This window comes from Allostella sp. (assembly GCF_041913585.1).
In the GTDB taxonomy this organism is placed as follows: domain Bacteria; phylum Pseudomonadota; class Alphaproteobacteria; order ATCC43930; family Allostellaceae; genus Allostella.
Genome location: NZ_JAYSFE010000170.1, coordinates 1 through 7,720, shown reverse-complemented (window position 1 = coordinate 7,720; position 7,720 = coordinate 1). Strand labels below are relative to the sequence as shown.

Here is a 7,720-nt window from a genome sequence, read left to right as displayed (position 1 = left end):
CCTGCGGCGTGAACCAGCGCAGCCGGTAGCCGTCGCCCTCCGGCACGAAGAACGCCGTCTCCGAGAGGTTGTTCTCGGCCGCGATGAACTGCATGTGCCGGTCGGACAGCCAGGCTTCGAGCGGACACACGGCCGCCGGATTGCCGTCGAAGATCCGGTCAGTGAAGGCATCGACCTGATAGATCGGCACGATCATCGAACGCTTTCCGTCGCCCATTTCGGTCAGCCTCGCACACGCGGACCTAGCGCCGCCAGTGGAGCTTGCCGAGCTCGCGCGACACGTCGTCCGGGGTCATGCCCATGTCGCGCAGCATGCGCGGATCCATCGCCGCCAGCTGCTGGCGCTCGCGCGCATGATCCTGCCAGCGCAGTACGGCCGAGCCGAGCCGGAGCAGCAGCGAGGGCCGCCGCTGCGCGGCGGGAGCGGACAGGATGGGCCGGGACAGGCCGGGATTGTCGGCAGACATTGTTCCATTCCCTGACTGAATCACCGATACAATCGGCGATCACAACAAAGCATTGACCCGACAAGTCATGTCAATATATCCATTGTCTCCATGACAATTTGGCTGCCCCATCTCGCCGACCGCCCCGGCCCGAAGTACCGGGCGATCGCCGACGCGCTCGCCGAGGACATCCGGCGCGGCGCCATGCGTCCCGGCACGCGCCTGCCGACCCACCGCGATCTGGCATGGCGCCTGGGGCTCACCGTCGGCACCGTGACCCGTGCCTATGCCGAGGCCGAGCGGCGCGGCCTGATCGCCGGGGAGGTCGGTCGCGGCACCTATGTCCGCGGCGCCGCCCCGGCGGACGTCGCCATCTCCTACTCGGCCGCCGACGTCGCCACGCAGCCGGCGCTCATCGACCTCAGCCTCAATTTTCCGGTCATTCCGGGGCACGAGGCCGACCTCGCCGCGGCGCTGCGCCACCTCGCCGGACGCGGCGACCTCGCGGCGCTGCTGCCCTACCATCCGCATGCCGGGCGGGCCGCCGACCGCGCCGCCGGCGCCGCCTGGATCGGGCGCAGCGGCCTTCCCGTCCGGCTCGAGGAGGTCGCGGTGACGGCGGGCGGCCAGCATGGCATCGTCGCCTGCCTCGCGGCCGTCGCCGCGTCCGGCGACACGGTGCTGGTCGAGAACCTGACCTACCCCGGCGTCAAGGCGGCCGCGGCGCTCCTCGGTCTCAAGCTGGTCGGCGTCGCGATCGACGAGCAGGGGCTCGTGCCCGATGCGCTGGCCGCCGCCCTGCGTGCAACCGGCGCCAAGGCCGTCTACTGCATGCCGACCCTGCACAACCCGACGGCCGTGGTGATGCCCGCGGCGCGGCGGCAGGCGGTGGCCGAGGTCGCGGCCCGGCATCAGGTTCCGATCATCGAGGACGACTGCTACGGCTTCCTCGTGCCCGACGCCCCGCCGGCCATCGCCGCGCTCGGCATCGCCGAGGGCCTGTTCCTGACCAGCCTGTCGAAGAGCATCGCGGCCGGCCAGCGCATCGGCTACGTCACCGCCCGGCCGGGGCGGCTGGAACGGGTGACACAGGCGATCCGCGCCACCTCGTGGATGGCGAGCCCGATTGCTGCCGCCATCGCCACCGGCTGGATCGGCGACGGCACCGCCGAGCGCATGGTGCGCGAGCGCCGGGCCGAGGCCGCTGCCCGGCAGGCGATGGTCGAAGCGGCGCTGCCCGGAGCGCGGGCGCCCGGTGGCGCCGTCAGCTATCACGCCTGGCTGCGCCTGCCGGACGGGTGGCGGGCGGACGAGTTCGTCGCCGAGGCCCGGCGCCGCGGCGTCGCGGTCACGCCGCCGACGGCCTTCGCGGTCAGCCGGCAGGCCGCGCCCGACGCCGTCCGGATCTGCTATGGCGCCGCCGCCGGCCGCGAAGAACTGGCGCGCGGCCTGGAGATCCTCGACGGGCTGCTGGCGGAGAACCCGGCGCTGGCGGATTCGGTCGTCTAGCTCAGTCCCACTGGATCATGTTGCCGGGAACGAGGCTGCCCCGCCGCACCACCTGGCAGGCGCCACTCGCACTCACGGTCCAGGGATTCTCGATCTCGACGCGGGAGAAGGCCGGCTCCGGGCCGCACTGGAGCGCGAAGGCGAGCCCGCCCGACGGCGTCTGGGCGACCAGCACGAAGCCGACGACGCTGCCGTCGCCGAGACGCAGCGTCTGCCCGACCGGTCGCGACGGGGCGTCGACGCCGCCGTCGGCATAGCGCACGTCCTCGACCAGGAGCTGCGAACCGTAGGGGTTGGCGGTCATCAGGTTCCAGACCTCGATATAGGCCGCCTCGGCCGGCACCGCCGTCAGCGCCATCGCGGCCATGGCCGCTGCGATCGTCGCTTTCATCGCCCGTGTTCCTCCTGATCCGGACCAAGCAAGATCATGGGCGCCGCAGCCGGCCGGTTCAACCGCCCGGAGGGCACATGGTGTGGCCGTGGTCGAGCGGTCCATGCCCCTGGCCGTAGCCGGGCGCCCGCCGGATCGCCTCCAGCACGTAGTCGCGCGCCCGGGCCACGGCGGCGACCAGGGGCATGCCCTGGGCGATGCCGGCGGCGATCGCCGAGGCCAGCGTGCACCCGGTGCCGTGGGTGTGGCGGGTGGCGATGCGCGGCGACCGGAAGCGGTGGATGCCGCCCGCATCCGCCAGGATGTCCACGACCTCGTCGCCGGCCGCGTGCCCGCCCTTGAGCAGCACCGCCGCCGGCCCCAGCCGGCGGATCTCGACGACCGCCCGCTCCATGGCCGCCAGGTCGGGAATGGCGTGGCCGAGCAGCGCCTCCGCCTCCGGAATGTTCGGCGTCAGCACCGCAGCCCGCGGCAGCAGGAGGCGCCGCAGCGCCTCGACCGCACTCTCGACGAGGAGCGCGTGGCCGCCCTTGGCGACCATCACCGGGTCGCAGACCAGCGGCACGTCCGGCGCCCGCGCCGCCAGCATCTCGACCACCGTCCGGATCACCGGCACGTCGTGCAGCATCCCGGTCTTGACGGCGTCGGCGCCGAGATCGTCCAGCACCACCGCCATCTGCCGGGCGATGAAGTCGGGCGCCACCGGCAGCACGCCATGGACCCCCAGCGTGTTCTGGGCGGTGAGGGCGGTGACCGCGGTCATGGCGAAGCCGCCCAGCGCCGTCACCGCCTTGATGTCGGCCTGGATGCCCGCCCCGCCGCCCGAATCGGAGCCGGCGACGATCAGCACGCGGCCGCGCATCACGCCGGCCCCGTCCGGTCGGCGGTGCGGATTGCCGCGATCACGCCCTCGACCGCCGCGTCGACGAGCACCGGGTCGTCGCCCTCGGCCATCACCCGGATCACCGGCTCGGTGCCGGACCGGCGCACCAGCATGCGGCCGCCGCGGTCGAGCCGGCGTTCGCCGTCGCGGATCGCCGCCACCACGCCGGGGTCGGCCAGCAGGTTCGGGGCGCCGGTGCGGATGCTTTGGAGGCGCTGCGGCACCGGGTCGAAGAGCCGGGCGACCCGGCTCGCCGGCATCTGCCGCTCGACCAGCCAGGCCATGAGCTGGAGTGCCGCGACGAGCCCGTCGCCGGTGGTCGCGAGGTCGCCCAGCACGATGTGGCCGGAGGGCTCGCCGCCGACATTGCAGCCGCGGCGATGCATCTCCTCGACGACATAGCGGTCGCCGACGGCGGTGCGCACCAGCCCGACGCCGCGCCCGGCGAGGAAGCGCTCGAGCCCGAGGTTCGACATCACGGTCGCCACCACCGCCCCGCCGGCGAGGCGGCCGGAGCGCGCCCATTCCGAGCCGATCAGCGCCAGCAGCTGGTCGCCGTCGATGACGGCGCCGGTCTCGTCGGCCAGGATCACCCGGTCGGCGTCGCCGTCGAGCGCGAGCCCGAGCTGGGCGCCGTGGGCCACCACCGCCTCGCACATCGCCCCCGGATGGGTGGCGCCGCAGCCGGCGTTGATGTTGAAGCCGTCGGGCGCGACCGCCAGCGGCACCACCTCGGCGCCGAGTTCGTAGAGCACGGTCGGGGCCACCCGGTAGGCGGCGCCGTTGGCACAGTCGACCACGACCTTGAGCCCGTCGAGCCGCCGCCCCTTCGGGAAGCCCGCCTTCACCGCCTCGATATAGCGGCCGCCGGCATCGTCGAGGCGGCGGGCACGGCCGAGCCCGCGCGGGCCGGCCAGCGCGGCGCCGAACGGCACCTCGCCCAGCACCTGGGCCTCGATCTCGATCTCGACGGCGTCGGACAGCTTGTACCCGTCCGGCCCGAAGAGCTTGATCCCGTTGTCCTCGTAGGCGTTGTGGGAAGCCGAGATGACGACGCCGAGATCGGCCCGGAGGCTGCGGGTCAGCATGGCGACGGCCGGCGTCGGCATCGGCCCGACCAGCACCACGTCCATGCCCATCGCGACGAAGCCCGCGGTCATCGCCGGCTCCAGCATGTAGCCGGACAGGCGCGTATCCTTGCCGATGACGACGCGGTGGCGGTGCTCGCCGCGGCGGAACCGGCCGGCGGCCGCCATCGCCACCCGCAGCGCCGTCTCGGCCGTCATCGGCGGCTGGTTGGCCTTGCCGCGGATCCCGTCGGTCCCGAACAGCCTGCGTGTCATCGTCCGTCGCTTCTCCCCACGCCCGGTCGTCGGCCGGCGTCCGGCCGGACTCGCCCGGAAACTCCGACCCGTATATAACAGCCGGGTGGAAACGGCGGCGAGGGCCCGATGGCCCGGAGGGGTGGCAAGCGCCCCTCGCGCCCGCCATATGCGATCGGTGGGGCGACGGGAGGGGGCCGGCGCCGCAACCGGATCTGGGAGAGAGGAATGGGCAGCTTCAGCATCTGGCACTGGATGATCGTCCTCGCCGTGGTTCTCATCGTCTTCGGCGCCGGCAAGCTGCCGCGGGTGATGGGCGACGTCGCCAAGGGCATCAAGAACTTCAAGCAGGGGATGAAGGACGACGACAAGCCGGAGGAGATCGCGCCGGCCGATGCCGCGGCGTCGCGCCCGGTGAACCCGGCGCCGGCGGCCAACGCGACCGCCGAGCACACCCAGCCGGGCGCCGCGCAGAAGGCCTCCTGACGGCGCCGCCCGCCCCCGTCGGGGGCTACAGGAGGTAGCGCTGGAACAGTTCCACCACGAGGTGGAACGAGACGATGACGATCGCGCCGACGATGGCGACGGCGGCGATACCGATGGCGAGGCCGATCGCGACCATCCGGCCGTCCTTCTCGAGCAGGCCGAGGGACATGACGGTCATCGCCAGGCCGGGCGGGAAGTTGCCGCCCGGGATCGGCAGCGCCAGGATCACCGACAGCAGCAGGTAGACGCCGCCGAGGAAACGCTCGGCGACCGGCCCGGTCAGCACCTGCCCGCGTGGCCGGCACCAGCGCTCGAGACGGTCGAGCCAGGGCAGGATCTTGGCCACGATCAGGCGGAACTCCGACCGCCCGACCGTGCGGCGCAGCAGCCGTTCCGGCAGCCAGGGGCGCGGCCGCCCCAGCATCATCTGGGCCGAGAAGAAGGCGAGCGGCACGCCGAACACCGTCGACAGGCCGGGCGGGCTCGGGATCGGCAGGGAATTGGGCGCGGCCAGGACGAGCAGGACGATGGCGAAGCCACGGTCGCCCAGCGCCTCGACGAAATCGCGCAGCGGCATCCGCTCGGCGGGCATGTCCCGCGCCATGCGCGCGAGCAGGGCGGAGGTGCGTTCGGGTTCGCCGTCGTGGCCGACTGGGTTGGTCATGCCGTCTTCTCCTCGGCCATCGCCCGCCAGAGGGCGACCGCCTGAACCGTCTCGGGAACGTCGTGGACGCGCAGGATCGAGGCGCCGCGCTGCAACGCCCAGAGCGCCCCGGCGAGCGACCCGCCGAGCCGGTCGCGCGCCGCGGCGCCGCCGCCCAGCCGACCGATGAACCCCTTGCGTGACAGGCCGACCATCACCGGCACGCCGAGGCCGAGATAGAGGCCGACGCCGCCGAGGATCTCGAGGTTGTGGGCGAGCGTCTTGCCGAAGCCGATGCCCGGATCGACGACGAACCGCGCGCGCGGCAGCGCCGCCGCCGCGAGGTCGGCCAGCCGCCCCGCGAGATAGTCGTGGACGTCATGGAGGACCGAACCGTAGCGCGGCGCCGCCTGCATCGTCCGCGGCTCTCCCTGCATGTGCATCAGCACCGCGGGGCAGCCGGCCGTGCGGACGATCTCGGCCGACTCCGCATCGCCCGCGAGGGCCGTGACGTCGTTGACCAGCGCGGCGCCGGCCGCCAGTGCCGCGCGCATGACGGCGGCCCGGCGCGTGTCGACCGAAACCCGCACCCCGGCGGCCGCGAGACGCTCGACCACCGGCAGGACCCGACGCAGTTCCTCCGCCTCGGCCACCGGCTCGGCGCCGGGTCGGGTGGATTCGCCGCCGACATCGACGAAGGCCGCGCCCGCCGCCGCCATCGCCAGGCCGGCCTCCACGGCGGCCGCGGCCTCGAAGCGGTCGCCGCCGTCCGAAAAGCTGTCCGGCGTGACGTTGACGATGCCCATGACTGCCGGCAGCGCGGCGCCGCAGAGGGAAGCGCGGGGCGCCGCAATGGCATCGAGTGTCGCCGTCAGCCGCGGCGCGAGATCGGGCCGCTCCGCGGCCCAGGCCGCGAGCGCGGCGACCGGGGCCGGCTGCGACCGGACCGCCCCGGCCGGGCCGCGGACCGCGACCTCGACCGTCGTGAAGGCCGTCGGCCCGCCCGCCAGCGGCCGCGCCAGGCCGGCCGCCGTCAGGGCACGCGCGGCCCGGCCGGTCTCCAGTCCGGTCGGCAGAAGGTAGAACTCCTGCCGACCGGGCCCGGGCGGCAGGAGTTCGTCGAGCGGATGCATGGGCGGCGGTCGAGGCGGCCCCGCGCCCGGGCGATCAGGCGCCCGGCTGCGGTTCCGGCGTCATGCCGGGCGGCTCCATCCGGCCCGTGTTCGGCACCGAGCCGGGGCGCCGCGGCGGCGCCTTCGGCTGATCCTCGGTCGTCGTCGGCCGCACGATCGGCTGTCCGGCGAGGAGCTGGCGGATCTCGTCGGCGCTCAGCGTCTCGTACTCCAGCAGGCCCTTGGCGATCGTGTGCAGGTCGTCGATGTTCTCGGTGAGGATGCGGCGCGCCTCGCCCTCTCCGCCCTCGACGAAGTGGCGGATCTCCTCGTCGATCAGCTTCGCGGTCGCGTCGGAGATGTTCTTGCGCTGCGTCACCGAGTGGCCGAGGAAGACCTCGTCCTCGTTCTCGGAATAGCGCAGCGGCCCGAGCCGGTCGCTGAAGCCGAACTCCGTGACCATGCGGCGCGCGAGATTGGTCGCCTGGCGGATGTCGTCGGAGGCGCCGGTGGTCACGTTCTCGGTGCCGTAGATCAGCTCCTCCGCCACCCGCCCGCCGAACATCATGGCGAGGCGCGCGGCCAGTTCCTGGCGGGAATAGCCGTAGCGGTCCTTCTCGGGCAGGCTCATGGTGACGCCGAGGGCGCGGCCGCGCGGGATGATCGTCACCTTGTGCAACGGATCGTGGCCCGGCACCTTCAGCGCCACCAGCGCGTGACCGGCCTCGTGGTAGGCGGTCGTCTCCTTCTCCTTCTCGGTCATCACCATCGAGCGGCGCTCGGCGCCCATCAGGACCTTGTCCTTGGCCTGCTCGAACTCGGTCATGGTGACGACGCGCTTGCCCTTGCGCGCGGCCAGGAGCGCCGCCTCGTTGACGAGGTTGGCGAGGTCGGCGCCGGAGAAGCCGGGCGTGCCGCGGGCGATGAC

9 protein-coding genes and 1 pseudogene are annotated in these 7,720 nt (G+C 73.4%); 2 read left to right on the top strand and 8 right to left on the bottom strand.

Annotation, left to right across the window (positions count from 1 at the left end; genetic code table 11):
- The coding region (locus tag ACE3Q3_RS21735; RefSeq protein ID WP_374449503.1) for a PhzF family phenazine biosynthesis protein at positions 1-196 on the bottom strand (196 nt) is incomplete at its 3' end.
- Between the two features lie 46 nt (positions 197-242).
- Positions 243-467, bottom strand: coding sequence for a DUF1127 domain-containing protein (locus tag ACE3Q3_RS21730; protein WP_374449501.1), 225 nt, complete (start codon positions 465-467; stop codon positions 243-245).
- 90 nt (positions 468-557) lie between these two features.
- On the opposite strand from ACE3Q3_RS21730, the gene ACE3Q3_RS21725 reads away from it, so the two are divergent.
- Entirely contained in the window at positions 558-1,955 is a 1,398-nt protein-coding gene (locus ACE3Q3_RS21725; protein WP_374449499.1) for a PLP-dependent aminotransferase family protein, read from the top strand.
- A gap of 1 nt (position 1,956) precedes the next feature.
- Here ACE3Q3_RS21725 and ACE3Q3_RS21720 read toward each other — a convergent pair whose 3' ends face one another.
- Genes ACE3Q3_RS21720 through glmM form a run of 3 tightly spaced genes read right to left on the bottom strand, consistent with a single transcriptional unit; the run spans position 1,957 to position 4,572 of the window.
- Positions 1,957-2,346 carry a hypothetical protein gene (locus ACE3Q3_RS21720; protein WP_374449497.1) on the bottom strand — a complete coding sequence of 130 codons (390 nt, stop codon included), beginning with the start codon at positions 2,344-2,346 and terminating at the stop codon, positions 1,957-1,959.
- 58 nt (positions 2,347-2,404) lie between these two features.
- Positions 2,405-3,208 carry a bifunctional hydroxymethylpyrimidine kinase/phosphomethylpyrimidine kinase gene (gene thiD, locus ACE3Q3_RS21715; protein WP_374449505.1) on the bottom strand — a complete coding sequence of 268 codons (804 nt, stop codon included), beginning with the start codon at positions 3,206-3,208 and terminating at the stop codon, positions 2,405-2,407.
- Positions 3,208-4,572, bottom strand: coding sequence for a phosphoglucosamine mutase (gene glmM / locus ACE3Q3_RS21710; RefSeq protein WP_374449495.1), 1,365 nt, complete (start codon positions 4,570-4,572; stop codon positions 3,208-3,210). The genes thiD and glmM overlap by 1 nt, the downstream gene beginning before the upstream one ends.
- A gap of 207 nt (positions 4,573-4,779) precedes the next feature.
- On the opposite strand from glmM, the gene ACE3Q3_RS21705 reads away from it, so the two are divergent.
- Positions 4,780-5,037 (top strand): twin-arginine translocase TatA/TatE family subunit, encoded by a 258-nt coding sequence (locus tag ACE3Q3_RS21705; RefSeq protein ID WP_374449493.1) that lies wholly within the window; start codon positions 4,780-4,782, stop codon positions 5,035-5,037.
- 25 nt (positions 5,038-5,062) lie between these two features.
- Here the strand turns inward: ACE3Q3_RS21705 and ACE3Q3_RS21700 are convergent, their stop codons facing one another.
- The 3 genes and pseudogenes from ACE3Q3_RS21700 to ACE3Q3_RS21690 all read right to left on the bottom strand — a co-directional run.
- Positions 5,063-5,701 carry an exopolysaccharide biosynthesis protein gene (locus tag ACE3Q3_RS21700; RefSeq protein ID WP_374449491.1) on the bottom strand — a complete coding sequence of 213 codons (639 nt, stop codon included), beginning with the start codon at positions 5,699-5,701 and terminating at the stop codon, positions 5,063-5,065.
- On the bottom strand, positions 5,698-6,813 hold the full coding sequence (gene folP, locus ACE3Q3_RS21695) for a dihydropteroate synthase (RefSeq protein WP_374449489.1): 1,116 nt from the start codon (positions 6,811-6,813) through the stop codon (positions 5,698-5,700). Before folP ends, ACE3Q3_RS21700 begins: the two co-directional genes overlap by 4 nt.
- A gap of 34 nt (positions 6,814-6,847) precedes the next feature.
- Positions 6,848-7,720, bottom strand: a pseudogene (locus ACE3Q3_RS21690) (cell division protein FtsH); the annotation flags it as partial.

What these genes read in the sequence shown, in the direction of transcription:
- ACE3Q3_RS21730 (WP_374449501.1), bottom strand. Translation starts at nt 467, where the DNA reads ATGTCTGCCGACAATCCCGGCCTGTCCCGGCCCATCCTGTCCGCTCCC.
- ACE3Q3_RS21725 (WP_374449499.1), top strand. Translation starts at nt 558, where the DNA reads ATGACAATTTGGCTGCCCCATCTCGCCGACCGCCCCGGCCCGAAGTAC.
- ACE3Q3_RS21720 (WP_374449497.1), bottom strand. Translation starts at nt 2,346, where the DNA reads ATGAAAGCGACGATCGCAGCGGCCATGGCCGCGATGGCGCTGACGGCG.
- thiD (WP_374449505.1), bottom strand. Translation starts at nt 3,208, where the DNA reads ATGCGCGGCCGCGTGCTGATCGTCGCCGGCTCCGATTCGGGCGGCGGG.
- glmM (WP_374449495.1), bottom strand. Translation starts at nt 4,572, where the DNA reads ATGACACGCAGGCTGTTCGGGACCGACGGGATCCGCGGCAAGGCCAAC.
- ACE3Q3_RS21705 (WP_374449493.1), top strand. Translation starts at nt 4,780, where the DNA reads ATGGGCAGCTTCAGCATCTGGCACTGGATGATCGTCCTCGCCGTGGTT.
- ACE3Q3_RS21700 (WP_374449491.1), bottom strand. Translation starts at nt 5,701, where the DNA reads ATGACCAACCCAGTCGGCCACGACGGCGAACCCGAACGCACCTCCGCC.
- folP (WP_374449489.1), bottom strand. Translation starts at nt 6,813, where the DNA reads ATGCATCCGCTCGACGAACTCCTGCCGCCCGGGCCCGGTCGGCAGGAG.